This is a genomic window from Halomonas sp. DP5N14-9, assembly GCF_019802175.1.
Lineage (GTDB): Bacteria > Pseudomonadota > Gammaproteobacteria > Pseudomonadales > Halomonadaceae > Halomonas > Halomonas litopenaei.
Genome location: NZ_JAHVHR010000002.1, coordinates 615,802 through 642,105, shown reverse-complemented (window position 1 = coordinate 642,105; position 26,304 = coordinate 615,802). Strand labels below are relative to the sequence as shown.

Sequence of the window (26,304 nt, the reverse complement as noted above, 5' to 3'; positions counted from 1 at the left end):
ATCGTAAAACCTGATAGTAGCTACCTGGCAACCATCGTCCAAGTCACTAGAATAGCGATCCATCGATAGTCATCATGCCGTCGGCGGGGGTAATGAAATGCGGTCGCTCAAGGAACGCCTGGTCCATATGGTGTCGTTTGAACTCGGCGGGCTGGTGATCGTCACCCCGTTGGCCAGCGTGCTGACAGGCCACGGTCTGGGTGAGATGGGCGCGCTGGCGGCGGGGCTGGCCACCGCCGCCATGCTCTGGAACCTGGTCTGGAACTGGCTGTTCGATCGCTGGCTGCCGACCCGTCGGCGCACCCTGTCCCAGCGTTTCGCCCAGGCCATGGGCTTCGAGACCGGGCTTCTGATCATGACCCTGCCGGCGGTGGCCTGGTGGATGGAGATCGGCCTGGTCGAGGCATTCTGGCTCGACGCCGGCTTCATGCTGTTCTTTCTGGTCTATGCCATGGTCTTCAATTCCCTGTTCGACCGCATCGTCGAACGTCGACTCCACGGAGCAAACGGATGAGCTACTTGTACCTGGCGCTCGCCATCGTGGCCGAGGTCATCGCCACCTCGGCGCTCAAGGCCTCCAACGAGTTCACTCGGCTGTGGCCAAGCGTGGTGGTGGTGGTCGGCTACCTGGCGGCCTTCTATCTGTTGTCACTGGTGCTGCGCAGCGTGCCGGTAGGCATCGCCTACGCCTTCTGGGCGGGGCTTGGCATCGTGCTGGTGACCCTGGTGGGTATCGTGGTCTACGGCGAGAAGCCAGACCTTCCCGCGGTGATCGGATTGGCCATGATCGTGGGAGGTGTCGCTGTCATTCAGCTGTTTTCCTCGGTGTCCTCTCACTGATGGGGTGGTTCGTCGTGTGACCGGGTTGAGTCGTTGCCGCCCAGCAGGTCGGTGCGGCCTTCCGGCGGCGTCGTAGTGCCGATGGACTGCTCGATGGCCCGGCGTTCGGTCTCGAGGCCGCCTTCGGCACTGGTGACGTCGGCATTGTCGCTGGCCGGGACGACGTTGCTCGGTGCTGGCGTGGCCGGTGTCGCGACTCCCTGAGGCGGCTCGACGGCGGAGACTTCCGATGGGGAAACGACGGGTACACCCTGGGGAAAGATGATTTCCCGGGCCTCGTCCGGCATCGAGATACCGGCTTCGGTCAAGGTGTTCTTGATCTGGCGCAGTACTGCCGAGCGCAGCTTGACGCCGGCGATGGTCTGGCCGTCAAACCAGAAGTAGGCCTTGAGATTGACCGTGGATGCGCCAAGGGCATCGACCAGTACCATGGGTTCGGGGTGCGCGATGATCGCTTCGTGCGCGGTCAGAACCTGATGGATCAGTGTCTGGGCATGGGTGACAGAGTCATCGTAGCCGATGCCGATATCGACGCTGGTCCTGAGGCCTGGTGAGGTGGAGTAGTTGATGACGATCGTCTTGAAGATCGTGGCATTGGGAATCTGAATATGATTGCCCTCGGCAGATAGCAGCACCGTCGAGCGGGCGTTCATGCTTTGCACGATTCCGCTGTGCTCTGCGACGGTGATCCAGTCGCCGCGACGAAAGGGCTGGCGTATCGACATGATCAGCGTGGCCAGGAAGTTCTCGGCGATGTCGCGAAAGGCAAAGGATACGACAATGCCGATCATGCCGGCGCCGCCGACCACGGAAAACGCCAGGCCGGTCAACCCGGCGACCTGCAGGATGAGATAGATGCCGAGCAGCAACACAGGAAGGGCGATGGCACGGGCCAGCACCTGGCGTAGAAAGGGCGAGGCGACACGCTTGCGCAACAGACGCCTGGCCAGCGCCGAGACCAGGCGTGCAAGCAGCCAGGCCAGCGGCAGCACCAGCAACGCCAGCAAGGCCAGCGGTACATAGGTCAACGCCTCGCGGCCAAAGCGCCCAAGTTCGTCGATGACCGGCGTCAGCGACAGCGTGAATTCGGGCTGCACCTCGATGCGATTGACGACGGCGACAACGCCCTCGGTCTTGGCGGCCAGGGAACCGGCCCAGTCGCGGTGGTTCCCCGAGGCCGTCGCACCGTCCAGGTAGACGATGCCTTCCTTGACCTCGACGTCGAGACTACGATACCAGCCGGCCGAGGCCAGAATGCCGGTCAATCGACGTTCGATATCGGCATCCTCGGTGCGCTCGGAGACCGCGATCGTCTGGGTGCCCTCGACGCTCGGCGCATCCTGGGCACGTGCGCTGCTGTCGAGTACGACGTTGCCAAGCATGGTGCCAAGGATCAGTACGTACAGGATCCCGCGCATGGCCTTTCTCCACGAATGCAAGTCGCTTCTCAGCATGCTGGTATTTTCCTGGCTTAGCCACTGCAGGCTGTGCTTGGCTGGCGCTGTTTCTGCTCGTCGATACGCGCGGTCGTGCGTCGGGTGACGTCGGTCGAATTAGGCGGGTGGTTCTCCGAGGATTGTGAGAATCGTCACCGATCCGCCGCCGGCCCGGTGGCGTAGAGAGCGTGCGTGGTCATGTCATCAAGCTATAGTCGAATCCTTGGACGCCAGGCGGTAGACTCGGCCCTCGTTGCGCCGCATGGGCGCAACGCCCGTTCATCGCAGGGAAGTCTTCATGTCGCCTCGCTCGCCATTCGCCTGGCCCGTTCTCCTCGTTTCCGCCCTGGTGGCGTTGTGCCTCACGCTGTTGTCCGCCGCCTCGGCGCAGGCCGCCGGCTTCGGCAATCTGGCCGAATTATCCAAGCAGGGCTTTCTGATCAGTGCCGAGGCACGTCTGCTCGGCACCGGTGATGCGCCTGGCGAGACCCTCGGCAGCCTGACCCCGGAGCGCCAGCTCACCCCGGCCTCGGTGACCAAGGTCTACACCGCGGCAGCGGCGCTGGATGCCTGGGGCCCGCAGCATCGTTTCACCACCGAGCTTGTCAGCACCGCGCGCCCGGGAAGCGACGGTACCCTGGCCGGCGATCTGGTGATGGTGGGGGGAGGCGATCCCAGCCTGACCAGCGAGGACCTGTGGCGCCTGGCCCAGCGTCTGCACCAGGCCGGGGTGCGCCGGGTGACCGGACGGCTGGTGGTCAGTCAATGGCGCTTCGGCCCGGTGACCTGCCGGACCATCGATCGCTGCACCGCCCGCGAGCGCTCCGACAACGCCTACAGCGCGCTGCTGACCTCGGCCGGGGTCAACTACGGTAGCTGGTGCGTGCAGGTGGCGCCTGGTGCCGTCGGCGGCCCGGCGCGTATCACCGGCTGCAACAGCCAGGCGCCGCTGTTCGCGGTCAACAACAGGGTCACCACCCAGGGCGCCAACGCCGGCACCAGCCTGCAGGCGACCCGGGTCAATGGCGCCGAAGGCGAGACCCTGACGGTCAGCGGCCAGATTTCGTCCAACGCCCTGTCGCGCGAGGTCTACCGCGCCAGCGCCGATCCGGCGGCCCAGACGGCGGCGACCCTCAACGCCATGCTGGCGCGCTCCGGCATCCTCGTCGAAGGCGGCGTGGCCACCAGCAGCGAGGCGCCCCCCGGCGGCGCCCGTCGCCTGGCAGCGGTGGACGGCAAGCCGCTGCAGGAGATCCTGCTGCGCATGCTCAACTACTCCAACAACTACATGGCCGATGTGCTGGCGCTGGATCTGGTGGAGGGGCCTCGGGTCGAACTCGATCAGGCCGGTGCGGCGCTGGAGGCCTTCGTCGCCCGGGTGCCTGGCCACGGCGAGGTGACCCTGGAAAGCGGCAGCGGCCTGACCACCGGTAACAAGATCTCGGCCCGGGGCGGCAACGCCCTGCTCGAGTACATGTTCGGGCGGGCGGACCTGTTCCCGGTGTTCAACGCCGGCCTGCAGGCCCCGACCAACGGCCCCATGCGCTTTATCCGGCGCGGCTCGCCGACCTTCCAGAGCCACGTGACGCTCAAGACCGGCACCCTCAATCAGCCGGTGGCGGTACGCGCGGTAACCGGCTACTTCCGTACCGCCAGCCACCGCTTCGGCGTTTTCACCGTGCTGGTCAACGGCACCGCCAACACCCCTTACATCAGCTGGGCCAGGGTCCTTGACCTGGTATCCCTGGATCTCGACCGCATGATTGCCAACCACTGAGGGGCCGGGAGCGCCCCTTTCGCCACGAGGAACCCTCATGAAGCCCGGACACACCGGCTGGCGCCACCTGATTCACTCGACGCGTTACTCGCTCAAGGGCCTGCGGGCCGCCTTTCGTCACGAATCCGCCTTCCGTCAGGAGCTCGCGCTGTGCCTGGTGCTGGTACCGCTGGCCTGGTGGATCGGTGACACCCCGGTGGAGTGGATCCTGCTGGTCGGTAGCTGCTTCATGGTGCTGATCGTGGAACTGCTCAACAGTGCCATCGAGAGCGTGGTCGATCGCATCGGCCCCGAGCGCCATGTGCTGTCCGGTCGGGCCAAGGACATCGGCTCGGCGGCGGTGATGCTGTCGCTGGCGATGGCGGGGCTGACCTGGGGACTGCTGGCCGGGGAGAAGTTCCTGATGGCATAAGCGGCCGTGCTCACACGCCCGGGCTTGAGTATGCTCAGGGGAGGAGCACAGGCCCAGGCCCGCCGTGATCTGCGCACGGGGGCGACGAGTGAACAAGGAGAGCCGCCATGCAGCTGAGCCAGGATTTCTTGCCCCGAGACGACATCCCCACCGCCCTTGTCGGTGCCCTGGATGCCGCCTGGGAGCGCCTTGCCTCGCGGCTCGAACAGGCAGACAACGTCGCCGAAATGAGTGGCAATGAGCCCCCCGGCGAACTTTATCAGGCATTGGAGCCCCATCGTCGGGTCGAACTCGCCCGGGTGCTGGCGATCTCCGAGTTCGCCTGCGAGACCCTGTGTCGCCATCCCCAGTGGCTGGGTTGCCTGGACTCCAGCGGTGAGCTGGATCGTGCCTTGACGCCCGAGGCGCTCAGGCAGCTGCTCGACGAGGGCCTCGAGGCCGCCGAGGACGAAGCCGCCATGCAGGCGGCGATTCGGCGCTTTCGTGCCGCGCGCATGCTGGCCATCGTGTGGCGCGACATCAACCGCCCCGAGGGCGTCGACGCCTGGGCCACCGGTGCCGCGGTGTCGCGCCTGGCCGAGGTCTGCCTGGAAGGGGCGCTTGGCTGGCTCGAACGCTTTGTCGAGGCCCGCTGGGGCCGTCCCGCCCCGCGCGAGGACGGCAGCGAGCAGCGCCTGGTGGTGCTCGGCATGGGCAAGCTGGGCGCCGGCGAGCTGAACCTGTCGTCCGACATCGATCTGATCTTCGCCTACCCCGAGAAGGGCGAGACCCAGGGTGGGCGCAAGTCGCTGGACCACGTCGAGTACTTCACCAAACTCGGGCAGAAGCTGATCTCGGCGCTGGACCCGGTGACCGCCGACGGCTTCGTCTTTCGCGTCGACATGCGCCTGCGCCCGCTGGGTGACGGTGGGCCCCTGGTCGGCAGCTTCTCGTCGCTGGCCGGCTACTACCAGGATCAGGGCCGCGAGTGGGAGCGCTACGCCATGCTCAAGGCGCGCCCGGTGGCCGGCGATATCGACGCCGGCTATGAGCTGTTGTCGAGCATCCGCCCCTTCGTCTACCGCAAGTACCTGGACTTCGGCGCCATCGAGTCGCTGCGCGAGCTCAAGGCGATGATCAATCGCGAGGTCCGGCGCAAGGGTATGCAGGGCAATATCAAGCTGGGGCCCGGCGGCATCCGCGAGGTGGAGTTCATCGTCCAGGCGTTTCAGTTGATTCGCGGCGGGCGCGATACGGAATTGCAGGTGACCTCGCTGAAGACCGCCATGCAGCGGCTGCCGGAGTTGGGCCTGCTGCCCCAGGAAGTGATCGACGAACTGCTGCCGGACTACGCCTTTCTGCGCGACCTGGAGCACGCCATCCAGGCCCTCGAGGACCGCCAGACCCAGGCGCTGCCCGACGACGACCTCGACCGCGAGCGGGTGGCGCTGGCGATGGGCGCCCAGGGCTGGCCGGCGCTGATGGCGCGTCTGGATGAGGTGCGTGGGCGGGTGCGCAAGCACTTCGACGCGGTCATCAGCGACCCCGAGGACGAGGTCGAGGAAGATGGCGTCGACGAGGGCGCCAGTCTCGATACCTGGCGCCAGCTATGGCGCGGCGAGCCGGACGATGACGAGGCCCAGGCGACACTGCAGGACGCCGGCTTCGACGATGCCGCCACCGCACTCAAGCGAATCAAGGGACTGGCCGGGTCACGCCAGGTTCAGGCCATGCAGCGTGTAGGCTACGAGCGCCTCGATGCACTGATGCCGCTGCTGTTGGACGCGGTGGCCGAGAGCGAGGCCCCGGATGCGGCGCTTGAGCGGGTGCTGCCGCTGATCGAGGCGGTGCTCAGGCGTACCGCCTACCTGGCGCTGTTGCGCGAGAACCCCGACGCCCTGGGCCACCTGATGAAGCTGTGCGGCGCAAGTCCCTGGATCGCCGAACAGATCGCCCGCTACCCGATCCTGCTCGACGAGCTGCTGACCCCGGACACCCTCTACACCCCGGCGGACAAGGCGCGCCTGGCCGACGAGCTGCGCCAGACCCTGGCGCGGATTCCCGAGGACGACGAGGAAGCCCAGCTCGAGGCACTGCGGGTGTTCAAGCACGCCCAGGTGCTGCACGTGGCGGCCTCGGACATCGCCGGCACCCGCCATCTGATGAAGGTCAGCGACTACCTCACCTACATCGCCGAGGTGATCCTCGACGCCGTGCTGGCCATGGCCTGGAAGACCCTGACCCGCAAGCACGGCTATCCACTGGGCAAGGACGGCGAGCGCGCCGGTAAAGCGCCGGAGTTTCTGATCGTCGGTTACGGCAAGCTTGGCGGCATCGAGCTTGGCTACGGCTCGGATCTCGACCTGGTGTTCCTGCACGACTGCGCCTCCCAGGGCGAGACCGACGGCAAGCGGGTCATCGACAACACCGTCTTCTTCACCCGGCTGGGCCAGCGCATCATCCACCTGTTGTCGGCGGTGACGCCGGCCGGTTCGCTCTACGAGGTCGACATGCGGCTGCGCCCCTCGGGCAACTCCGGCCTGCTGGTCAGCCCGCTCAAGGCCTTCGCCGAGTACCAGCGCGAGCAGGCCTGGACCTGGGAGCACCAGGCGCTGGTGCGCTCCCGGGTGGTGGCCGGCGACGCGACCCTGGCCGAAGGCTTCGAAGAGGTGCGCCGGGAGATCCTCGGCCGCGAGCGCGATCGCGAGGCGCTGCGCGAGGAGGTGGTCAAGATGCGCCACAAGATGCGCGATCACCTGGGCTCGAAGGGCTCCGACGATACCTTCGACCTCAAGCACGACCCCGGCGGCATGGTCGACATCGAGTTCCTGTGCCAGTACGCGGTGCTGGCGCTATCCCACCAGACACCGGAGCTGATGCGCTTCAGCGACAACATGCGCATCCTCGAGACCCTGGAGGAGACCGACCATCTCGAGGCCGGCGAGGCCCAGGCGCTGCGTGACGCCTACTTGGCCGCGCGCAGCGCCAACCACCGCGCCGCCCTGACGCGGGAAAGCGCCCGGGGCGACGTCGAGGCGTTCAAGGACCACCGCCGGGCCATCATCGACGCCTGGAAAGCCTGGCTCGAGCCTGAACAGGGGTGAATGACGGCGGGGTCCAGCCCCGCTCGAGTGGCACACCGCAAGAGGGCGAGGCACGCCAGGGCAACAGGGCAAACACCTGGTGAAGCGACATGACCGTGGATTCAAGCGTCGCACCTCGCTGCCTGTTCGCGCCAGCCGGTTCGTGGTCCTGGGCGTGGACGCCTTCAAGCAGTTCTGTGAGGATGAGCGAAAGCGTGCCGCCAACGAGCAGGCCGTCTCTCTTTTTTGCCCCCCACGGCGTGAACTGTTGAAGGAGAATCCTTGATGAGTGGCAAGGTACTGGTCCTGCACGGCCCCAACCTCAATCTGCTGGGTACCCGAGAGCCCGAGATCTACGGCCACGAGACCCTGGCCGATATCGACAACGCGCTGCGCGAGCACGCCGTGCTTGAAGGCTGGGAGCTCGCCAGTCGCCAGAGCAATCACGAAGGTGAGCTGATCGACGCCATCCATGCCGCACGTCTCGATGGCACCGTCGCCATCATCATCAACCCTGCGGCCTATACCCACACCTCGGTGGCGATCCTCGATGCCCTGAACGCCTTCGACGGCACGGTGATCGAGGTGCACCTTTCCAACGTGCACAAGCGCGAGAGCTTCCGCCACCACTCCTACGTCTCGCTGCGTGCCGATGGCGTCATCGCCGGGCTCGGCAGTCAGGGCTACCACGCCGCCCTGGATGCAGTGATCAGGAAGGGCTGATCGGAAAGGGGTGACGCCGGTTCAGCGATCGCGCCCCCGAGTCAGCGCCAGGGTGATTCCGGCGGCGCTGATCAGCGCCGCGCCGATCCAGGTCTCCGGGCGTGGCACGTCGCCGAAGAAGAGGAAGCCGAACAGCGCCGCCCAGACGATCTGCAGATACAGAAAGGGCGAGACCAGCGAGGCCGGCGCGTAGCGCATGGCCAGGATCAGTGTGAGCTGACTGGCCGCGCCCATCAGGCCGACAAAGACGAACAGCGGTAGATCACCCAATGCCACCGGGGTCCAGAAGGCCGGAACCACCGCCGAGCTGACCAGGGCGCCGGCAAGGCCCGCGTAGAACAGCGAAGTGAGGGGATGGTCCTCGCGCCCGAAGCGTCGGGTAGACAGCTGGTAGAGGGCGAAACAGGCGGTCAGACCGAAGGGCAGCAGTATCGCCGGGTTGGCGCGCCAGTCCACCGGGCCCACACAGATCACCACCCCACCGAAGCCCACCAGGATCGCCAGCCACTGGCGCCAGCCGACCCGCTCCTTGAGCAGCGGAATCGCCAGCAGGGTCACCAGCAGCGGCGAGCTGAAGTTGATGACGTAGACCTGCAGGATCGGCAGGGTGCGAAAGGCCAGGTAGGCGAAGGTGCTGGCCCCCAGCAGCAGCAGGCCACGAACGAACTGTCCGCCCAGGGATGACGTCTTGAGCATGGCCATGCCCGGCCCACGTCCCAGATAGACCAGGTAGCCGGTCAGCACCAGCATATGGCCAACGTAGCGCGCCCAAACCACCTGCACCGGCGAATAGTCCTGGGCCAGAGTCTTGACCCCGGTGTCGAGCATGCAGAACAGGAGCCCCGCCGCCAGCATGAAGGCGATGCCCTTCATCGGCCGGTCGCGATTGAGGGCCTGGGGCGGCGTCAGGGGCGTAGTGTCTGGTGTCGATGAAGGTGTGGACATGGCGGGCCGTTGGCGGTCGAAGCGGGACGGCGACATTCGGCGCCGACAAAAAAAGTAGCAAGCTAAATGATGCCTTTCATGGTACGTGAGCCAGCAGTCGGTCGCCAGCGAGTCAGCAGGAGTTGGGCATCAGGCCTCAGTCACTCGTCGGCAGCGCAATGGTGTCAGCCAAGCAGTGGCATCAGGCCGGTGTGTGATAGCGCCCACAGGACGACGCTAAGGGTCACGAAGCTTGATAGCGTGCTTGCCATCAGGGCGGCGGCACCCACGCCCTCCATGCCGAAGCGCTGGGCGATCAGCGGGTAGATGCTGATCATCGGGCAGGCGGCGAAGATCATGGCGCCGGCGAAGATCAGAGGGGGCAAGGGCGCCAGGACGGCCTGGAAGGCCAGCAGCATGCCGAGCACCAGCAGCGGGTGGAGTACCAGCTTGCCGAGCATGATCTGGCCCATGTCCTTGACCATGCCGCGGATCTTGAGGCCGTACAGGGTGCCGCCGATGACGAACAGCGCAGCGGGCCCGGCGGCGCCGGCCAGCAGCTCGATGGTGCGATCCAGCGTCGCCGGCAGGCGTATTCCCAGTGCCGCCAGTGCCAGCCCCAGGCTCAGCGAGATCAGGATCGGGTTGCGGGTTAGCCTGGTCAGGGTCTGGCGCAGGGCATCACCGGCGCGAGTGTCGCGCTGCTGACCGACCTCGGCCAGTACCAGTGCGCCGGGAATCACCAGCAGGATTTCGACCATCATGGTGTGGACCATGATGATACCCGCCGCCGCCTGACCCAGCGCCAGGGCAGTGATCGGGTAGGCGACAAAGCCGCTGTTGGAGGCGGACATGCCAAGGGCCTGGATGGCCCGCTCGGTGGGGGACTTCTTTTGGCGATTGCGCGGCAGCCACAGGCAGGCGACGAAGGTGGCCACGGAACCCAGGGCGTAGGCTGCCAGCAGCGGTAGGCTGATCACCTCGCCAAGCGAGTTGCGGGTCAGGGCGCCGAGGATCAGTGCCGGCAGCGCGGCGTACAGCACGAAGTTGGCGACACCGGAGAGCTGCACCGGCGACACCAGGTTCCAGCGCCGGGCCAGAAAGCCGACGCCGATCAGCAGAAAGATCGGTGTGGTGATGGAGAGTATCGCTAGCATTCAGGCCTCCCTGCCATTGTCATACTTCCCCATATGCGCCTGTCCCCGGTGCGCTCAGACAAGGACGATCAGCTCACGTTGGCGCGAATCTGGCGAGCCTTGCCCTGGAGCAGCGGCAGGTAGCGCTCAAGCAAGGTGTCGTGGTCGATTCTGGCGGCATTGGTGCTGATATTGATCGCACCGATCAGCTCGCCGTTGGCGTCGAAGGCGGGTACTGCCAACGAACGCAGCCCAGAATCCAGCTCCTGATCGACGATGGCATAGCCCTGCTGGCGAGCCTGGAGGATGGCGCGCTTGAGCTCAGCCTTGTCGGTGATCGTCTTGTCGGTGAAGCGCTCGAGGGTGGTGCGCTCGATAAAGGCATCCAGTTCGTCGTCGGTCTTCTGTGCCAGCAGCATGCGCCCCATCGAGGTGTAGGCGGCGGGCAGCCGCGTGCCCACCGACAGGGTGATGGCCATCAGCCGCTGGCGCGACGCCGAGCGCGCCACATAGGTGACCTCATCGCCGTCGAGTACGCCAAGAGAAGAGGATTCGCCGCTTTCTGTGGTGATGTCCTCGAGCACCTGCTGGATCAGGTGCTGATAATTGTTGGCGGACAGGAAGGCGTAGCCGAGCTTGAGCACTCGCGGCGCCAGCTCGAAGTGGCGGTGGTCCTTGCGCACATAGCCCAGGGCATGCAGCGTCAGCAGAAAGCGTCTGGCGCGAGCACGGTTCATGCCGGTGCGCGTCGCCACCTCACTCAAGGTCATCCGAGGGTGGGCCTCGTCGAAGGCCAGAATGACGTCGAGGCCGCTGGCGAGGGCAGTGACGAAGTCGCGGTCATCCGGGCTCAGGGCGGCGTCGGCCGGTGCCGTATCCATCGAGGTGTCCTTTTTTCAGATTCGAGTGTCACTAAGATCTAGTGTTGCAGTGATCGAGCGCCACGACGTGAGAGCGTTGTACAGCCCGAGCGACGATGATAGCAGGGCAGCGTCCGGATACGGCCCCCGATGTCATGGCGGCAAGAAGACATTCGTCTTCTGTGGGCGACGGTTTGCTCCCGTGTTGTCGATAATCTAGCATGCTTGTTCGAGGTGCGAACACCTGTGCGACTATTGGTGGAGCGGCCATGCTGTCGCCATCGCGTGTCCTTGTCGTTGCCTCCTCGCTGCTATCCCCTTGAACTCGCCCCGGTCGATACGCCCCATTCGCTCCCCAGAAGAAGAGGAACCTTGCCATGTCCGACGCCCTGCTGAGCCATCCATTCATGAGCCAGAGTGCCCTGGAAGCCTGTCGCGACGATGACCTGGTGGCCTCGATGCTGGCCTTCGAACTCGCCCTGGCGCGCGTCCAGGAAGGTGTCGGCGCACTGCCAGCGGGCAGCGCCGGGCGCATGGCGGCGGCGCTTGAGCATCATGACTTTGACACCGCGGCCATCGCCCGGGGTATCGCCAGCGGCGGCAACGCGGCGATCCCCTTCGTCAAGGCCGGGCGAGCGGCGTTGCCGGACGAGCTCAAGGCGTGCTGGCACCAGGGGGCGACCAGCCAGGATGTGGTGGATTCGGCGCTGATGCACCTGCTGACGCCGCGCCTGGCGAGCCTTGATGGCCTGCTCGAGCGCTGTCGCAACGCGGTTCTCGCGCTGATGCGTGACCACGAGCAGACGCCCATGGTCGGCCGTACCCTGATGCAGCAAGCGCTGCCGATGACCTTTGGGGTCAAGGCGGCCCAGTGGGGCATCGGGCTCGAGCGCGCGCGACGCCGGCTTGGGGATATCGCCGCCGAAGGACTGCCGGTGCAGTTCGGCGGTGCAGTGGGGGTGCACTCGGGCTGGGGGGAACAGGGGCTCGAGCTGATGCAGGCCTTGGCCGAGGAGCTTGGCCTGTCCTGTCCGGTACTGCCCTGGCATACCGACCGCCAGCCGATCCATGCCTTGCAGACCGCCCTGGACGCCGTCGCCGGGGCGCTGGAGAGCCTGGCGCTGGACGTCGCCCTGCTGACCCAGACAGAGGTTGGCGAAGTCAGCGAGCCGAGCGCCCCTGGCATGGGCGAATCGTCGTCGATGCCGCACAAGCGCAATCCGGTACGCTGCGCCCTGATTCGCGGCGCGTCGCGTCGGGTGCACGGCCACACCACTGTGATCATCGGTGCCGTAGCCCAGCCGCTGGAACGAGGCCTCGGCGAGTGGCACGCCGAGTGGGCACCGCTCAGCGAATCGGTGCTGCTGGTGGAAGGGGCGCTGGAGCAGGCGGCAACCCTGCTGGAGGGACTCGAAGTACATCCTGAGCGCATGGCCGCCAACCTGGCGTTGACCGGCGGCGCGATCATGGCCGAGCCGGTGGCGCGCTTGCTGACACCCCACCTCGGCAGCGACAGGGCCAAGGCGCTGGCGGCCGAGGCTGCCGAAACCGCGCGCCGTCAGGGGCGTCCTTATCACGAGGTCTTGCATGAGACTCTCCGGCTGCCCCCCGATATCAGTGTCGAGCAGCTCAAGGCCGCCACCGATCCGGCGTTATACATTGGTAGCAGCCGACAACAGGTCAGCAAGGCCAGGGAGTGGCTGGAGCAACGCTAACACGTTGATTGATTGGTAGAAGGACGTGAAGGGGCGGGAGCGGCATATGCCGTTCCCGCCCTTTTTGCGTTTGACGGCCCTGACGATCACCAGTAACTTGTTCGTATAACAAACCTACGTTCACATAGCGAACAAGGCTGTTCTGTCCACCGCATTGGTTCATCGTTAACAGAGGCAACCCACATGGCCGAGATCCTGAGTCTTGACGAAGCGGTAAGGCGCTACGTCCACGACGGCGCCACCGTCGCCATGGAAGGCTTTACCCACCTGATTCCTTTCGCCGCCGGGCATGAGGTCATTCGCCAGCGTAGGCGCGACCTCACCCTGATCCGGATGACCCCGGACCTGATCTACGACCAGTTGATCGGTGCCGGCTGCGTGAAGAAGGTGATCTTTTCCTGGGGGGGCAACCCTGGCGTCGGCTCGCTCCATCGCCTGCGTGATGCGGTGGAAAAGGGCTGGCCCCACAAGGTCGAGATTCTCGAGCACAGCCACGCCGCCATGGCCTGCGCCTTCGAGGCCGGCGCCGCCGGATTGCCGCTGGCGGTGCTGCGCGGCTACGTCGGCAGCGAGCTGCCCAACGTCAATGACCAGATCAAGTTCATCGAGTGCCCCTTCACCGGCGAGCGCCTGGCGGCGGTGCCCTCGGTGCGCCCGGACGTCTCCATCGTTCACGCCCAGAAGGCCGACCGTGCCGGCAATGTGCTGGTCGAGGGCATCATCGGGGTGCAGAAGGAAGCGGTGCTGGCAGCCAGCCGCGCCATCGTCACCGTCGAGGAGATCGTCGATGACCTGGACACCCACCCCAACGCCTGTGTGATCCCAGGCTGGGCCATCGACGCCATCGCCGTGGCCGAAAAGGGCTCGCTGCCGTCCTACGCTCACGGCTACTACCCGCGTGACAACCGCTTCTACAAGGAGTGGGACGCCATCGCCCGCGATCGTGACGCTTTCACCCGCTGGATCGAAGACAACATCATGAACACCGGGGAGGACGCCCGATGAGCACCGCAATCGACTACAGCGCCAGCGAGATGATGACGGTCACCGCCGCCCGGGCGCTGGAAAACGGCATGACCTGTTTCGTCGGTATCGGCCTGCCGTCCGAGGCCGCCAACCTGGCGCGGCTCACCCATGCCCCCGAGGTGGTGCTGATCTACGAATCCGGCACCCTGCAGACCAGGCCGGACGTGCTGCCGCTGTCGATCGGCGATGGCGAACTGTGCGAGTCGGCGCTGACCACAGTGTCGGTGCCGGAGATGTTTCGCTACTGGCTGCAGGGCGGAAAGGTCAGTGTGGGCTTTCTGGGAACCGCCCAGATCGATCGCTACGCCAACCTCAACACCACCCTGATCGGCGACTACACCGCACCCAAGGTACGCTTGCCCGGTGGCGGCGGGGCGCCGGAGATCGCTACCAACGCAGGTGAAGTGTTCATCACCCTGAAGCACTCGCCGTGGGCCTTCGTGCGTGACGTCGATTTCATCACCACCCTGGGCTTCGGCCGCGACGGCAAGGGACGCGACGGTGTACCCAATATCGGCAAGGGGCCGACTCGCGTGATCAGTGACCTGTGCGTGATGAAGCCGGACCCGGAGGATCGTGAACTGACGGTGGTCTCGCTGCATCCCGGCGTGACGCGCGAGCAGGTCCAGGAGGCCACCGGCTGGGACATTCGTTTCGCCGCCGAACTCGAGACCACGCCGGTCCCCAGTGCCCATGAGCTCGAGGTGCTGCGTGAGCTGAAGGCGCGCACCGATCGTGCCCACAGCGGCCAGTAACCGGCCCGTCAGCCCCAACCAGACCTCCATTTCGCCCCTTCCCCGACACACCCTGCGCCAGTGCGCGGGGTGACCAAGGAGTCCGACATGACCGACGTCTTTCTCTGTCATCCCCGTCGCAGCGCCATCGGGCGCTTCGGTGGCACCCTGGCAAGTGTGCGCCCCGACGACCTGGCCGCCGACATCTTCAAGGCGGTGCTGGCCCAGGCGCCAGAGCTTGACCCAGGCGCCATCGAAGAGGTGTTCATGGGCTGTGCCAACCAGGCCGGCGAGGACAACCGCAACGTGGCGCGCATGTCGGCGCTGCTGGCGGGTCTGCCGACCTCGGTGCCCGGTACCACCATGAATCGTCTGTGCGGCTCCGGCATGGATGCGGTAGGCACCGCCATGCGCGCGATCAAGGCCGGCGAGATGGATCTGGCCCTGGCCGGCGGGGTGGAGTCGATGTCCCGGGCGCCTTACGTCATGGGCAAGGCGGAAGGCGCCTTCTCCCGGGGGCAGCAGATCGAGGACACCACCATCGGCTGGCGCTTCGTCAACCCGCTGATGAAGAAGCTCCACGATACCCACTCGATGCCCGAGACCGCCGAGAACGTGGCCGAACAGTTCGACATCTCCCGCGGCGATCAGGACGCCTTTGCCGTACGCTCCCAGCAAAAGGTCGCGCGGGCCCAGCAGGAGGGTCGCTTCGCCGAGGAAATCACCCCCATCGAGATCCCCCGGCGCAAGCAGCAGCCGCTGGTGTTCGACATCGACGAGCATCCTCGCGCCGGCACCACCCTGGAGAAGCTGGCCACCTTGCCGACCCCGTTCAAGGACAATGGCAGTGTCACCGCCGGCAACGCCTCCGGGGTCAACGACGGCGCCTGTGCCATGCTGGTCGCAAGCCAGGCTGCGGTGGAGCGCCATGGCCTGGTGCCGATGGCGCGTATCGTCGGCATGGCCACCGGCGGGGTGGAGCCGCGCATCATGGGCTATGGCCCGGTCCCGGCGGTGCGCCGGCTGCTCGAGCGCAGCGGCGTTGCGATCGACGAGATCGACGTGATCGAACTCAACGAAGCCTTCGCCGCCCAGGCCCTGGCCTGTCTGCGCGACCTCGGTGTCGCCGACGATGACCCTAGGGTCAACCCCAACGGCGGGGCCATCGCCCTGGGCCATCCGCTCGGCATGTCCGGGGCGCGCCTGTTGATGACCGCCGCCCACGAGCTCAACAGGAGCGGCAAGCGCTACGCCTTGTGCACCATGTGTGTGGGCGTGGGCCAGGGCATCGCCACCCTGATCGAACGGGTATAGAGGAACAGGAGAGAGGTCATGGCATTTCTGAATATCGAAGGACGCAGCGTCGCGTATCGCCTGCTCGGCGCCGACGCCAATCCCCTGGTAGTGCTGGCGCATCCACTGGGCATGAGCCAGGCGGTGTGGGACGACGTCCTGCCGGCGCTGCTGCCACGCTACCGGGTGTTGACCTGGGACCTGCCCGGTCACGGCGCCAGCCAGGCCTGGGGCGACGGGCCGATCACTCCGGCTGAACTGGCGAAGGAAGCCATCGCCCTGGCCGACCACGCCGGCGCCGGCCGCTTCCACTTCGTCGGTACCTCTATCGGTGGCGTGGTGGGGCAGCAGCTGATCAGCGAGCACGGCGAGCGCCTGCTCTCCGCCGCCCTGACCAACACCGGGGCGGTGATCGGCACCAGCGAGCTATGGACCACCAGGGCCGAACGTGTGCGGCGCGAGGGCCTGGCGGCGATGTCCGACGAGATCGTGCCGCGCTGGTTCGCTGCCGCTTGCTTCGACGCCGAGCCGGCCCTCAAGGCGGGCTGGTGCACCCAGATGGGGCGCGGTGACGACGAGTCCTACGCGCTGCTGTGCGAAATGCTGGGGCGAGATACCTTCACCGGCAAGCTCTCCGGCAAAGGCGTCAAGGTGCAGCTGTTCGGTGGCAGCGAGGACCTGGCGACGCCACCGGCCACCCTGGAGGCCCTGGCGGCCGAGTGCGACGGCGCCCCGCTCGAGGTACTCGAAGGCGTCGGTCACGTGCCTTCGGTAGAGGCGCCAAGCCGATTCGCCGAGAAGCTGCTGGCGGTGATGGCGTTGGACCTGGGCGATGTGGGCGCGCAGGGCGTCGACTATTCCACTGGCCTTGCGACCCGCAAGCAGGTGCTGGGCGAGGAGCACGTGGCCCGCTCCACCCACAATGCCAACAGCCTGGACACTCCGTTTCAGCAGATGATCACACGGCTGGCCTGGGGCGAGCTGTGGTCCAACGACGACCTGACGAGACGCGAGCGCAGCATGATCACCACCGGCATTCTCGCCGCCCTGGGGCGCGAGGAGCTGACCTTGCACCTGAAGACCGCCCAGCGTATCGGCCTCAGCGAGGCGGAGCTGCGTCAGGTGCTGATGCACGTGGCCATCTATGCCGGCGTGCCGGCGGCCAATCATGCCTTTGCCCTTGCCAAGGAGCTGGGTTGGGGGACGGTCGAGCCCTGAAGGTTCGTCGTCATACGTTTGATGGAAGCCACTGAATGAAGGTGACGGGGAGCCCCATGTCTGGTGATGTCGGCCTGTGTCTGGCGGCTCCTTGTTCCGGCGTCAGCATCCCCGGCGCGAGCGTGCCTGATGCCGTCGTGAAACGGTGCGGACGTCAGTTCGGCGGTCCGCATCGGCAGACCTATCGTCAGTAGGACCCCGGTACCTGGCATCGCCTTCGAGCCTGCCACTATTCGCCTGCGGCATCTCGCTCCACTTGCAGGCCCACCGCCACTTCAAGGATGAGTTCGGGACCAATGTCGCCTGCCCGTCGTGGGGCTGCTCGTCTTGGTTTTTCCCATCTTTTTTGTGTTTCGATAACAAGAGAGGACACATGTCTACTCCCTGTATTATCTGTGTCGCCATCACTGGCAGCGTGGGCCGCAAGGAACATAATCCGGCCATGCCCGTGACCATCGAAGAGCAAGTCGAAAGCACCCAGGCGGCCTTCGAGGCGGGGGCCGCCATCGCCCATTGTCATGTGCGTAACGACGATCAGTCGCCCACGTCGGATCCGGAGAAGTTTGCCAGGCTGATGGAAGGCCTGAAGACCCATTGCCCGGGCATGATCATTCAGCTTTCCACCGGCGGTCGCTCCGGGGCCGGAGAGGCGCGCGGCGGCATGCTGCGCCTGAAGCCCGACATGGCAAGCCTCTCGGTGGGCTCCAACAACTTCCCCAACCGCGTCTACGAGAATCCGCCTCAGCTGGTGGAGTGGCTCGCCGATGAAATGCTCAAGTACGACGTCAAGCCCGAGATCGAAGCGTTCGACCTGTCGCATATCCATCAGGCGGTGGCGCTGTCGAAGCAAGGCAAGATCAAGGGGCCGCTTTACGTCCAGTTCGTCATGGGCGTCAAGAACGCCATGCCGGTGGACAAGCCCACCCTCGACTTCTACGTCGAAACGCTGAATCGGCTCGCACCGGACGCCCAGTGGTGCGGCGCCGGGATCGGGCCCAACCAGGCCCTGCTCAACGAGTGGTCGATCGCTGCGGGCGGGCATACCCGCACCGGGCTCGAGGATAACGTGCGCCTCGATCGTCATACCCTGGCTCCCTCCAATGCGGCCCTGGTCGAGCGCGTCGTGACCCTGTGCGAGAAGTACGAGCGGCCGGTGGCCACCTGGCAGCAGGCCCGCCGGATGCTCGACCTGACTGAATGATCGGGAGGCATCTTCAGCCTATGGAAGGCTGGCTCTCGGACTGGAACATCCGCCATAGCTGGCGATGGCCGTCTGGGCTGCTTCCCCATCGGTTCGTCTGCTGCTGATCGAGAAGCGCCAGTATTGGGGCTCAGGCTCCCTGAAGGGCATGCGCCGGCCCTGGCCAAGGAACTGGGCTGGGGAAGCGGCGAATCATCGGCATGAGGGACATGGTTTGCCGCTTGGGGTAAAAGAGTGGTAAATAGCTGACTCACGGAGCACAGAATCCTCCAGGCAGGCAGCAAGGCTTCCTGGCCTTTGGTGACTTGCCATGCCATAGGTGGCAGGGCAACCCTGCTGCTCCATTCGTGGATCCTCGGTCAGTTGCTAGACTTGGCAAAAGGAGAAGGAGAGGATTCCGTCAGGCAGGGAGTGCCCGATGCATGCCCGTTTCGGCAGCAAGAGGTCAACTATTGATGTGGTTCAAGACGTTTGTGGCGATACTGCTCGGCACCCTGATGGCGAATACGGCGTCGGCAGAGTGGCGCTACACCCAGGCCCACCAGATGTTCGGCGACGCCCCGGCGGCGCGAGTCGATGATGGCAGCGGTCATTCTCTGGCACTGGTGTGCTGGAACGGTGTGCCCATGGTATCGGTGGCCGGTTATGCCTCCCAGATGGGCGCCGATCGGCGCAAGCCGCTGGAGGTGCTGGTGGACGGCATCGGGTATCGCCTGGAGTCACGCCACTCCCCCCACGACGGCGTGTGGTTCGCCCCGTCTCCCCTCGGTTTGACCAAGACCCTGCAAGGCGGCAACGTGGCGGTGGTCACACCCCAGGATACCCGTCCCTCACGCTTCCCGCTGAGTGGCGCCGACGAGCCCATCGAGCGCGTGCTGGCAGCCTGTCGCTAGCGCTGTCGGCGTGGTGGAGGCTGACGAGGTGCCACGCCACGGCGCCACGCTGGACACCCGTCACGTCGCCAGATCGCAGGCCACCATGCTCAATCATCGTATCAAGCTGCGCCATCTCAACGCCTTCCTCGAGGTGTCGCGCAGCCGCAGCTTCGCCCGTGCCGCCGACGCCCTGGCGATCACCCAGCCGGGCATCTCCAAGGCCATCCGTGAACTCGAGGAGATCGTTGGCGCCAGCCTGTTCGAGCGTAGCGCCCAGGGCGTCAGTCTGACCCAGGCGGGACTCACCCTGTTGCGCCACGCGGGGCCTGCGCTGCGCGCCCTGGAAGAGGGCGTGGTGGCGCTGGCCGACGGCCATGGTGGGCAGCGTTGGCTCAGGGTCGGGGCGCTGTCGACGGTGGAATCGCGGCTGCTGCCGGCGGCGATTCAGCACTTCCAGGCCTCGCCGCTGGGCCAGGAGACCAGCGTGACCGTGACCACCGGCGCCAGCGCCTTTCTGCTGTCGCGGCTGGCGCTGGGTGAGCTCGACGTGGTGGTGGGGCGTATGACCGAAGCCCGCGAGATTCGTGACCTGGCCTTCGAACATCTCTACTACGAATCGCTGCGGCTGGTGGTGCGCCAGGGGCATCCGCTGGCCACCGCCTCGCCCTGTCCTCCCGAGGTCCTGAGCGACTACCCCTGGGCCGTGCCTCCCCCTCAGACCACCTTGCGTCAGCGGGTCGACAGCTTCTGTGTGCGTCACGCCATCAGTTTGCCCGCGCCCTGTCTGGAGACCCTGTCGCTGCCGGTCAGCCGGCGCTTCACACTGGACACCGATGCCATCTGGGTGGCGCCCTTCGAGGCGGTGGCCGAGGATCTGGAAAGCGGCCAGCTGGTCGAGCTGGCACTGTCCTTCGAGCACCAGGGTGGCTCGGTAGGGCTGTGTACCAACACCTCTTTGAGCCCCAGCCTGGCGCTGGAAGGCTTCGCCGAGTCGCTGCGCCAGGCCGCCGCGGCAAGACCCCAGTAGCGGCGCCGAAATATCTGGGGGCGAAGCAGCAGGCCAGGACGTACTCGTTCCTGCGATCCGACGCCCCGCGATCCGGTCATCATAACCCCTGGGTTATGATGACCGGCCAAGGTCTCAATTGGCAGCCCGGGTGTGGCTAGTCACACTGCAATCATCGCCTCGTGTCTCGAGGCGCGTGTGAACAACCAACAATCACGCCAGGACCTCTTCCCCCATGACCCTCAATCGGAACCTCAATCGTCGCTTCGTCGAGCGGGATCGCCAGTGGCACCCCGCCGCCTACACCCCCGGCTACAAGACCTCGGTGCCGCGCTCGCCCTCCCAGGCGCTGGTCAGCCTGCAGACCCCCAGCGTGTCGGAACTCACCGGCCCCGAGTTTAGCCGCCTGCGCATGGGACCCCATGACAACGACCTGCTGTTGAACTTCCGCGATGCCGATAGCCCCGGTCTGCCGGTGGGGGAGCGGGTGATCATGTTCGGCCGGGTCGTCGACCAGTTCGGCAAGCCGGTGCCGCAGACTCTGGTGGAGATGTGGCAGGCCAATGCCGGTGGCCGCTATCGCCACAAGAAGGACAGCTATCTGGCCCCGCTGGACCCCAACTTCGGCGGCGTCGGGCGCTGCCTCACCGACGACGATGGCTGGTATCACTTCCGCACCATCAAACCCGGCCCCTATCCCTGGCCCAATGGCATCAACACCTGGCGCCCGGCGCACATTCATGTGAGCGTCATGGGCCCGGCCATCTCCACCCGGTTGATCACCCAGATGTACTTCGAGGGGGACCCGCTGATTCCGATCTGCCCCATCGTCCAGACCCTGAAGGACGAGGAGGCCGTGGGCACCATGATCGGTCGACTCGACATGGCCCGCTCGCGTCCCATGGACGCCCTGGCCTACCGCTTCGACCTGGTGGTGCGTGGTGAACTGCAGACCTATTTCGAGAATCAGTGAACAAGAACAGGAACAACAGGTGCCGTGGTGCCCGAGTCGGCTCACGGCAGCGAGGAGACCTCATGCAACAGCCAAACCTTACCCCCACCGCGAACCTGATGCTGCGCGAGACCGCGTCCCAGACCGCCGGCCCCTACGTGCACATCGGCCTGGCGCTGGCCGTCGCCGGCCTGCCCGAGCGCGACGAGGAGATCTGGAACGAACTGGCCAAGGATAACGCCGAAGGCGAGCGTATCGAGGTGGCAGGACGGGTCATCGACGGCAACGGCGACCTGGTCCGCGACGCCCTGCTGGAGGCCTGGCAGGCCGACGCCAACGGTGACTATCAGACGGCGTTCGACCTCAAGGCGCCGTTCAACAGCTTCGGGCGTACCGCGACCACCGCCGAGGGCAACAGCGAGTGGCGCTTTGTCACCGTCAAGCCCGGCGCTATCGCCCGGCCCGACGGTCGCACCATGGCCCCGCACATCAACCTGACGATCTTCGCCCGGGGCGTGAACCTGCATCTGCAGACCCGGCTCTACTTCGATGACGAGCACAAAGCCAATGCCGGTTGCCCGGTGTTGGGTGCGATCGAGTCGCCGGCCCGGCGCCAGACGCTGATCGCCCGGCGTGAAGAGGGCGGGGAAGGCGGCCTGCCACGCTATCGTCTGGATATCGTGCTGCAGGGGGATGGAGAGACGGTGTTCTTCGACTTCTGATCGCGTTCGCCTGACCACACGGACGTCGTGGCGTGAACCGCGGCGTCCGTGTCGTTATTTGCCCGCGTTTGCACCGACGCTTCCATGGCCTATGCTAGCGGTCTTTTCCGCCCTGGCTTCGAGGCACCTCCATGGATATCCACCGCATCAATCCCACCCCCCGCTGGTCCGACATCACCGTGTTCAATGGCATGGCCCACTTCGTCGAAGTCGCCGAGGCGGACACCCGCGCCGATATCACCGGCCAGGTGGAGCAGATCTTCGAACAGGCCGAGGAGTCGCTGGCCAAGGTGGCCAGCGACAAGACACGGATCATCTCGGTGACCATCTACCTGACCGACTTTGCCCACTTCGATGCCCTGAACGTCGCCTGGGAGGCCTGGTTCGAGCCCGGCACCGCCCCCAGTCGCGCCTGCGTCAAGGCCGAGCTTGCCAACCCCGAACTGCTGATCGAGATGGCCTTCGTGGCAGCGGCGGGGGAAGAGTTTCGCTAACACCGCAGCGCTATCAACGCGCCGCAGGCAGGGCCCTGGCCCTGCCGCCCCTCGATATGTTTCACGGGTACTTGCCCGTCCTACGATTCTCCACCAGCACCTCGAGGATGGCGTTGGCCGCCTGCATGGTCGCGCTGGGCGTCTCTCCCCGGCGCCGGCTGCAGACGATCGGTGAGGTGATGTGCTTCTCTGCCAGGTACAGGTAGCGAATGCCATCGCGGTTCTGTCGCTTGACCTGCTCCGGCACCAGGGTGATGCCGAAGTCCGACACCACCAGGCCCAGCGCCGTCTGCATCTCGTTGGCCTCCTGCACCACCGTGACCTTGAGCCCTCGGCGGCGAAACAGCCCCAGCACCAGGTCGGCAAGGCTCGGGCGCGGGCTCGCCGGGTACAGCACCAGCGGGTAGCGGGCGAGCTCCTCCATGGTCGGGGTGGTGCCCACCAGCGGGTGGCCCTCCGGCACCGCCGCCATCATCGGTTCCTCGAACAGCACCTCCTGTTCCACGTCGGGATCGTCGATCCTCAGGCGTCCGAAGCCGATATCGATACGTCCTGCCTTCAGCGCCTGCACCTGCTCCACCGTGGTCAATTCGGCCAGGGTCAGCTCCACCTCGTCCTTTTGTCGCAACTCGCGCACCAGCAGCGGCAGCTGCCCGTAGAACAGCGAAGGCACAAAGCCGATACCGAACATTTCCTTGTGGCTTCGAGACATACGGCGTACCGCCGCCACCGTGGTATCGAGCTTCTCGAGCATCTGCAGGGCATGCTCATGGAAGAACTTGCCGGTGGGCGTCAGGGTCAGGCCCCGGGGGCCGCGAATGAATAACTGGGCCCCCAGTTCTTCCTCCAACTGATTGATCTGCCGGGTCAAAGGGGGCTGCGCCATATGTAGCCTGGCGGCCGCCCGGGTGATGTTCAGCTCTTCCGCTGCGGCACAGAAATAGCGCAGGTGTCGAAGCTCCATGATACCTCCAGGGTATTGCAATCTACCCAGACCATATTGGTTGTGCCCCTCAAAGACAATCACACTGCACTCAATCGCCGGATCAAGCGCCTTTCCGCCGTAGGTCTCTACCGATGTCGATGGCAGTGGTGCTTCGCATCGTAAGAGAAATCTTACCAAGGTATGGCTTGATCGCTTACGAGTCGCCGAGGCTTACAGCGCTTGCGGCTTTCCTCATCACCCAGTTCGCCACCCAGATCGCCAGCCCGTGGATGACAACGAGCTGATGGTAATCGCCGGAGCCACCATGACCGCCCTGATCGAAAGCGTCGAGACCCTGCTGGTCGACCTGCCCACCATCCGACCGCACAAGCTGTCGATGGCCACCATGGCCACCCAGACGCTGGTGATCGTACGCCTCAAGTGCGCAGACGGTATCGAAGGCATTGGCGAGGCCACCACCATCGGCGGCCTGGCCTATGGCCCGGAAAGTCCGGAGAGCATGAAGGTCAACATTGACACCTACCTGGCGCCGGCGCTGGTCGGCCTGGCGGCGGACAACGTCAACCTCGCCATGGCCCGGCTCGACAAGCTGGCCAAGGGCAACGTCATCGCCAAGTCAGCGCTCGAGACCGCGCTGCTGGATGCCCAGGGCAAGCGTCTCGGGGTGCCCCTGGCGACACTGCTGGGCGGCGCCCGCCACGATCACCTGCCGGTGCTGTGGACACTGGCCAGTGGCGACACCGACAAGGATATCGAGGAGGCCAGAAAGCGGCTCGAGCAGCGTCGCCATCGCGACTTCAAGCTCAAGATCGGCGCCAACGCGGTGGATCACGACGTGCGCCACGTTGCCGCCATCAAGGCCGCCCTGGGGGATCGCGCCAGCGTCAGGGTCGACGTCAACCAGGCCTGGGACGAGGCCACCGCGGTGCGCGCCATCGCCGCCCTCGAGGAGGCCGGGGTCGACCTGATCGAGCAACCCATTCCGGCCCACGAGCGGGCAGGACTGGCGCGGCTGGCCAATCGCTTCGAGGTCACCATGCTGGCCGACGAAGGCGTCCAGGACCTGCGTTGCGGGCTGGCGCTGATCGAGTCCGGCTTCAGCGGCGCCTTCGCCCTGAAGATCGCCAAGAGCGCCGGGCCGCGCGGCGCGCTGCGCCTGGCTCATCTGGCCGACGCCGGGGGCATTGGCCTCTACGGCGGCACCATGCTCGAGGGCACCATCGGTACCGCCGCTTCGCTGCACGCCTGGGCGACCCTGCCCGAGATGGCCTGGGGCACCGAGATGTTCGGCCCCTTGCTGTTGACCGATGACATCGTCACCACCCCCCTGCGCTACGACGACTTTGGCGTGGCGCTGCCGCAAGGCCCGGGACTCGGGCTCGAACTGGACCACGACAAACTGCGCGAGTACGCGCGCAGCTAAGCGACATCGCCATCAAACCGGCCGCGCGAGCCTCCAGGGCTGCATCGACGGCCCCCGATCGAGAGGAGAATCAGGATGCTGTTTCAGGTGGAAATGACCGTCAAGCTGCCGCCGGATATGGCGCCGGAGCGCGCCGCCGAGATCAAGGCCCGCGAGAAGGACTACGCCCAGGAGCTGCAGCGCTCCGGCAAGTGGCGCCATCTGTGGCGGGTGGCCGGCAGCTATTCCAACGTCAGCGTGTTCGACGTGGCCGACAACGCCGAGCTGCAGGAGCTGGTATCGAACCTGCCGCTGTTTCCCTACATGGAGATTCGCGTCAAGCCGCTGTGCCGCCACCCGTCCTCGATCCGCGATGACGACAGCTAGGGTCTGCCCCTGGCCAGCCAGACGTCGGGGCAGGGCGAATCGCCAGGCCCCGGCCAGTACCGCCAACAACGATAACGACAAGTACGCCACACCTGAGGACCGCCAGATGAACAGTCTCAATCCCACCACCAAGTCAGTGCGCATCTTCGACACCCCGGAAGTCCAGGACTTCCTCAATACCGTCGCTGGCTTCGACAAGACCGAAGGCAACGAGCGGGCCAAGGAAATCCTGCACCGTCTGCTGTCGGACCTGTACAAGCTGATCGATGACTTCGACGTCACCCCGGAAGAATTCTGGCAGGGCGTCAGCGTGCTCAACGCGCTTGGCGCCGAGACCCAGTACGGCCTGCTGGCCCCGGGTCTGGGCTTCGATCATTACCTCGACATGCGCATGGACGCCGAGGACGCCGCCCGCGGCCTTGCCGGGGGTACCCCGCGCACCATCGAGGGGCCCCTGTACGTCGCCGGTGCCCCGGAGTCCGAGGGCGAGGCGCGCCTGGACGACGGCTCGGACACCGACGCCGAGGTAATGTGGCTGACCGGTCAGGTACGCGATACCCAGGGCCAGCCGATCTCCCGGGCCAAGGTCGAGATCTGGCACGCCGACAGCAAGGGCAACTACAGCTTCTTCGACCCGTCCCAGGCCGACTTCCACCTGCGTCGTACCATCTACACCGATGCCGATGGCCGCTATCGCGCGCGCAGCATCATCCCCTCCGGCTACGGTTGCCCCCCGGACAGCCCGACCCAGCAGGTGCTGGACCTGCTCGGTCGTCATGGCCAGCGTCCGGCGCATATCCACTTCTTTATCTCGGCGCCCGGGTACAAGCACCTGACCACCCAGATCAACCTCGCCGGCGACCCCTACACCTACGACGACTTCGCCTTCGCCACCCGCGAGGAGCTGGTGGTGGACGCCAGGCGCATCGAGGACGCCAGCGAGGCCAGCGATCGTGGCCTCGAGGGGCCCTTCACCGAGGTGGTGTTCGACATCGAGCTTGCCGCCACCAGCGAGACCGAGCTGCAGCAGCGCCACAAGCGCCCCCGCGCCCTCGAGGACGGCTGAGCCGCCTGGACTCGCGACAACCCTGAACCGACCACCGAGTGTCACGGGACTCGCTGTGATGGACAGCCCTGTGGTGGGCAGTCCCGAGGTAAATCGC

At 65.9% G+C, this 26,304-nt stretch carries 25 protein-coding genes; 20 read left to right on the top strand and 5 right to left on the bottom strand.

Annotation, left to right across the window (positions count from 1 at the left end):
- Positions 1-97: 97 nt before the first annotated feature.
- Together KUW00_RS04505 and KUW00_RS04500 are read left to right on the top strand one after the other, a co-directional pair.
- Entirely contained in the window at positions 98-514 is a 417-nt protein-coding gene (locus KUW00_RS04505) for a PACE efflux transporter (protein WP_124804978.1), read from the top strand.
- Positions 406-840, top strand: coding sequence for a DMT family transporter (locus KUW00_RS04500; RefSeq protein WP_287163456.1), 435 nt, complete (start codon positions 406-408; stop codon positions 838-840). The genes KUW00_RS04505 and KUW00_RS04500 overlap by 109 nt, the downstream gene beginning before the upstream one ends.
- Here KUW00_RS04500 and KUW00_RS04495 read toward each other — a convergent pair.
- Positions 834-2,258 carry a mechanosensitive ion channel family protein gene (locus KUW00_RS04495; RefSeq protein ID WP_222568316.1) on the bottom strand — a complete coding sequence of 475 codons (1,425 nt, stop codon included), beginning with the start codon at positions 2,256-2,258 and terminating at the stop codon, positions 834-836. The genes KUW00_RS04500 and KUW00_RS04495 overlap by 7 nt on opposite strands.
- 316 nt (positions 2,259-2,574) lie before the next feature.
- Here KUW00_RS04495 and dacB point away from each other — a divergent pair, with 316 nt between their 5' ends.
- From dacB to aroQ, 4 genes are all read left to right on the top strand, one after another.
- The gene (dacB, locus tag KUW00_RS04490; protein ID WP_222568315.1) at positions 2,575-4,053 is read left to right on the top strand and encodes a D-alanyl-D-alanine carboxypeptidase/D-alanyl-D-alanine-endopeptidase; all 1,479 of its coding nucleotides are present in this window, start codon (positions 2,575-2,577) and stop codon (positions 4,051-4,053) included.
- Positions 4,054-4,090: 37 nt separating this feature from the next.
- Positions 4,091-4,465 carry a diacylglycerol kinase gene (locus tag KUW00_RS04485; protein WP_222568314.1) on the top strand — a complete coding sequence of 125 codons (375 nt, stop codon included), beginning with the start codon at positions 4,091-4,093 and terminating at the stop codon, positions 4,463-4,465.
- 107 nt (positions 4,466-4,572) lie between these two features.
- On the top strand, positions 4,573-7,548 hold the full coding sequence (gene glnE, locus KUW00_RS04480) for a bifunctional [glutamate--ammonia ligase]-adenylyl-L-tyrosine phosphorylase/[glutamate--ammonia-ligase] adenylyltransferase (protein WP_222568313.1): 2,976 nt from the start codon (positions 4,573-4,575) through the stop codon (positions 7,546-7,548).
- 261 nt (positions 7,549-7,809) lie between these two features.
- Positions 7,810-8,250, top strand: coding sequence for a type II 3-dehydroquinate dehydratase (gene aroQ, locus KUW00_RS04475; protein ID WP_108131164.1), 441 nt, complete (start codon positions 7,810-7,812; stop codon positions 8,248-8,250).
- Between the two features lie 21 nt (positions 8,251-8,271).
- Here aroQ and KUW00_RS04470 read toward each other — a convergent pair whose 3' ends face one another.
- From KUW00_RS04470 to KUW00_RS04460, 3 genes are all read right to left on the bottom strand, one after another.
- A complete protein-coding gene (locus tag KUW00_RS04470; protein WP_108131594.1) occupies positions 8,272-9,195 on the bottom strand; it encodes a DMT family transporter in 924 nt (307 codons plus the stop codon).
- A 164-nt stretch (positions 9,196-9,359) separates the two neighbouring features.
- On the bottom strand, positions 9,360-10,331 hold the full coding sequence (locus KUW00_RS04465; protein ID WP_222568312.1) for an AEC family transporter: 972 nt from the start codon (positions 10,329-10,331) through the stop codon (positions 9,360-9,362).
- Positions 10,332-10,399: 68 nt separating this feature from the next.
- Positions 10,400-11,191 (bottom strand): IclR family transcriptional regulator C-terminal domain-containing protein, encoded by a 792-nt coding sequence (locus tag KUW00_RS04460; protein WP_108448464.1) that lies wholly within the window; start codon positions 11,189-11,191, stop codon positions 10,400-10,402.
- Positions 11,192-11,547: 356 nt separating this feature from the next.
- Between KUW00_RS04460 and KUW00_RS04455 the strand changes: the two genes are divergently transcribed.
- The 11 genes from KUW00_RS04455 (at position 11,548) to KUW00_RS04405 (ending at position 22,406) form a co-directional block, all read left to right on the top strand.
- Positions 11,548-12,885 (top strand): adenylosuccinate lyase family protein, encoded by a 1,338-nt coding sequence (locus KUW00_RS04455; protein ID WP_222568311.1) that lies wholly within the window; start codon positions 11,548-11,550, stop codon positions 12,883-12,885.
- A 183-nt stretch (positions 12,886-13,068) separates the two neighbouring features.
- The gene (locus tag KUW00_RS04450) at positions 13,069-13,890 is read left to right on the top strand and encodes a CoA transferase subunit A (RefSeq protein ID WP_222568310.1); all 822 of its coding nucleotides are present in this window, start codon (positions 13,069-13,071) and stop codon (positions 13,888-13,890) included.
- Between the two features lie 8 nt (positions 13,891-13,898).
- Positions 13,899-14,666 carry a CoA-transferase subunit beta gene (locus KUW00_RS04445; RefSeq protein WP_409996280.1) on the top strand — a complete coding sequence of 256 codons (768 nt, stop codon included), beginning with the start codon at positions 13,899-13,901 and terminating at the stop codon, positions 14,664-14,666.
- Positions 14,667-14,753: 87 nt separating this feature from the next.
- Entirely contained in the window at positions 14,754-15,959 is a 1,206-nt protein-coding gene (gene pcaF, locus KUW00_RS04440) for a 3-oxoadipyl-CoA thiolase (protein ID WP_222568308.1), read from the top strand.
- An 18-nt stretch (positions 15,960-15,977) separates the two neighbouring features.
- Positions 15,978-17,156: an alpha/beta fold hydrolase gene (locus KUW00_RS04435; RefSeq protein ID WP_222568307.1), complete on the top strand. Its 1,179-nt coding sequence runs from the start codon at positions 15,978-15,980 to the stop codon at positions 17,154-17,156.
- A gap of 373 nt (positions 17,157-17,529) precedes the next feature.
- Complete coding sequence (locus tag KUW00_RS04430) at positions 17,530-18,357, top strand: 3-keto-5-aminohexanoate cleavage protein (protein ID WP_213230046.1); 828 nt, start codon at positions 17,530-17,532, stop codon at positions 18,355-18,357.
- 455 nt (positions 18,358-18,812) lie between these two features.
- Positions 18,813-19,250, top strand: coding sequence for a hypothetical protein (locus tag KUW00_RS04425; RefSeq protein ID WP_045991427.1), 438 nt, complete (start codon positions 18,813-18,815; stop codon positions 19,248-19,250).
- A gap of 28 nt (positions 19,251-19,278) precedes the next feature.
- On the top strand, positions 19,279-20,259 hold the full coding sequence (gene pcaQ / locus KUW00_RS04420) for a pca operon transcription factor PcaQ (protein ID WP_287163351.1): 981 nt from the start codon (positions 19,279-19,281) through the stop codon (positions 20,257-20,259).
- 214 nt (positions 20,260-20,473) lie between these two features.
- A complete protein-coding gene (pcaH, locus tag KUW00_RS04415) occupies positions 20,474-21,211 on the top strand; it encodes a protocatechuate 3,4-dioxygenase subunit beta (RefSeq protein ID WP_045991428.1) in 738 nt (245 codons plus the stop codon).
- A gap of 62 nt (positions 21,212-21,273) precedes the next feature.
- Positions 21,274-21,912, top strand: a complete 639-nt coding sequence (gene pcaG, locus KUW00_RS04410) for a protocatechuate 3,4-dioxygenase subunit alpha (RefSeq protein WP_222568306.1) — start codon at positions 21,274-21,276, stop codon at positions 21,910-21,912.
- Positions 21,913-22,043: 131 nt separating this feature from the next.
- The gene (locus KUW00_RS04405) at positions 22,044-22,406 is read left to right on the top strand and encodes a RidA family protein (RefSeq protein ID WP_222568305.1); all 363 of its coding nucleotides are present in this window, start codon (positions 22,044-22,046) and stop codon (positions 22,404-22,406) included.
- Between the two features lie 61 nt (positions 22,407-22,467).
- Here KUW00_RS04405 and KUW00_RS04400 read toward each other — a convergent pair whose 3' ends face one another.
- A complete protein-coding gene (locus tag KUW00_RS04400) occupies positions 22,468-23,370 on the bottom strand; it encodes a LysR family transcriptional regulator (RefSeq protein ID WP_045991431.1) in 903 nt (300 codons plus the stop codon).
- A 286-nt stretch (positions 23,371-23,656) separates the two neighbouring features.
- Between KUW00_RS04400 and KUW00_RS04395 the strand changes: the two genes are divergently transcribed.
- The 3 genes from KUW00_RS04395 to catA all read left to right on the top strand — a co-directional run bounded on the left by KUW00_RS04395 (position 23,657) and on the right by catA (position 26,207).
- Positions 23,657-24,775, top strand: coding sequence for a muconate/chloromuconate family cycloisomerase (locus KUW00_RS04395; protein WP_222568304.1), 1,119 nt, complete (start codon positions 23,657-23,659; stop codon positions 24,773-24,775).
- 75 nt (positions 24,776-24,850) lie between these two features.
- Positions 24,851-25,141, top strand: coding sequence for a muconolactone Delta-isomerase (gene catC / locus KUW00_RS04390; protein ID WP_045991433.1), 291 nt, complete (start codon positions 24,851-24,853; stop codon positions 25,139-25,141).
- Positions 25,142-25,247: 106 nt separating this feature from the next.
- Positions 25,248-26,207 carry a catechol 1,2-dioxygenase gene (catA, locus tag KUW00_RS04385; RefSeq protein WP_213230054.1) on the top strand — a complete coding sequence of 320 codons (960 nt, stop codon included), beginning with the start codon at positions 25,248-25,250 and terminating at the stop codon, positions 26,205-26,207.
- Positions 26,208-26,304 lie beyond the last annotated feature (97 nt).

Excerpts from the sequence above, each read along its gene's own strand:
- KUW00_RS04395 (WP_222568304.1), top strand. The coding sequence starts at position 23,657 with ATGACCGCCCTGATCGAAAGCGTCGAGACCCTGCTGGTCGACCTGCCC.
- KUW00_RS04430 (WP_213230046.1), top strand. The coding sequence starts at position 17,530 with ATGTCTACTCCCTGTATTATCTGTGTCGCCATCACTGGCAGCGTGGGC.
- KUW00_RS04455 (WP_222568311.1), top strand. The coding sequence starts at position 11,548 with ATGTCCGACGCCCTGCTGAGCCATCCATTCATGAGCCAGAGTGCCCTG.
- KUW00_RS04470 (WP_108131594.1), bottom strand. The coding sequence starts at position 9,195 with ATGTCCACACCTTCATCGACACCAGACACTACGCCCCTGACGCCGCCC.
- dacB (WP_222568315.1), top strand. The coding sequence starts at position 2,575 with ATGTCGCCTCGCTCGCCATTCGCCTGGCCCGTTCTCCTCGTTTCCGCC.
- pcaH (WP_045991428.1), top strand. The coding sequence starts at position 20,474 with ATGACCCTCAATCGGAACCTCAATCGTCGCTTCGTCGAGCGGGATCGC.
- catA (WP_213230054.1), top strand. The coding sequence starts at position 25,248 with ATGAACAGTCTCAATCCCACCACCAAGTCAGTGCGCATCTTCGACACC.
- KUW00_RS04495 (WP_222568316.1), bottom strand. The coding sequence starts at position 2,258 with ATGCGCGGGATCCTGTACGTACTGATCCTTGGCACCATGCTTGGCAAC.
- KUW00_RS04465 (WP_222568312.1), bottom strand. The coding sequence starts at position 10,331 with ATGCTAGCGATACTCTCCATCACCACACCGATCTTTCTGCTGATCGGC.
- KUW00_RS04405 (WP_222568305.1), top strand. The coding sequence starts at position 22,044 with ATGGATATCCACCGCATCAATCCCACCCCCCGCTGGTCCGACATCACC.
- pcaG (WP_222568306.1), top strand. The coding sequence starts at position 21,274 with ATGCAACAGCCAAACCTTACCCCCACCGCGAACCTGATGCTGCGCGAG.
- KUW00_RS04485 (WP_222568314.1), top strand. The coding sequence starts at position 4,091 with ATGAAGCCCGGACACACCGGCTGGCGCCACCTGATTCACTCGACGCGT.
- KUW00_RS04425 (WP_045991427.1), top strand. The coding sequence starts at position 18,813 with ATGTGGTTCAAGACGTTTGTGGCGATACTGCTCGGCACCCTGATGGCG.
- KUW00_RS04400 (WP_045991431.1), bottom strand. The coding sequence starts at position 23,370 with ATGGAGCTTCGACACCTGCGCTATTTCTGTGCCGCAGCGGAAGAGCTG.
- KUW00_RS04505 (WP_124804978.1), top strand. The coding sequence starts at position 98 with ATGCGGTCGCTCAAGGAACGCCTGGTCCATATGGTGTCGTTTGAACTC.
- pcaF (WP_222568308.1), top strand. The coding sequence starts at position 14,754 with ATGACCGACGTCTTTCTCTGTCATCCCCGTCGCAGCGCCATCGGGCGC.
- KUW00_RS04460 (WP_108448464.1), bottom strand. The coding sequence starts at position 11,191 with ATGGATACGGCACCGGCCGACGCCGCCCTGAGCCCGGATGACCGCGAC.
- KUW00_RS04435 (WP_222568307.1), top strand. The coding sequence starts at position 15,978 with ATGGCATTTCTGAATATCGAAGGACGCAGCGTCGCGTATCGCCTGCTC.
- glnE (WP_222568313.1), top strand. The coding sequence starts at position 4,573 with ATGCAGCTGAGCCAGGATTTCTTGCCCCGAGACGACATCCCCACCGCC.
- catC (WP_045991433.1), top strand. The coding sequence starts at position 24,851 with ATGCTGTTTCAGGTGGAAATGACCGTCAAGCTGCCGCCGGATATGGCG.
- KUW00_RS04450 (WP_222568310.1), top strand. The coding sequence starts at position 13,069 with ATGGCCGAGATCCTGAGTCTTGACGAAGCGGTAAGGCGCTACGTCCAC.